Source organism: Paraburkholderia sp. SIMBA_027 (genome assembly GCF_046535315.1).
Lineage (GTDB): Bacteria > Pseudomonadota > Gammaproteobacteria > Burkholderiales > Burkholderiaceae > Paraburkholderia > Paraburkholderia tropica.
This window is the reverse complement of the sequence record NZ_JAWRWY010001296.1, coordinates 1-248: the sequence shown is the minus strand read 5'-3', so window position 1 is coordinate 248 and position 248 is coordinate 1. Positions and strand designations below refer to the sequence as shown.

Annotated in this window: 1 protein-coding gene; it reads left to right on the top strand. The window is 63.7% G+C overall.

From position 1 onward, the window contains the following. A partial coding sequence (locus SB764_RS43335) for a Maf family protein (protein ID WP_410867214.1) occupies nucleotides 1-248 on the top strand: 248 nt, incomplete at both ends.

The following is a 248-nucleotide window of genomic DNA, read 5'->3' as shown; positions in this document are numbered from 1 at the left end:
CGGGCGATCGAAGCACCGCTTGAGAAGAATGGCGCCTCTCCGGATGAGGTGGCCCTCGTGCTTGCGCGGGCCAAGGCGGAGGAGGTCAGCCGGCGATTTCCGGATGCCCTGGTGATCGGCTCCGATCAGACGATGTCGCTTGGCGACCGGGTGTTTCACAAGCCAGCGGATATGAAACAAGCCGCGGCCCATCTTGCGGCGCTCAGCGGCAAGACCCATCGCCTCAACAGCGCGATTGCTCTCTACAG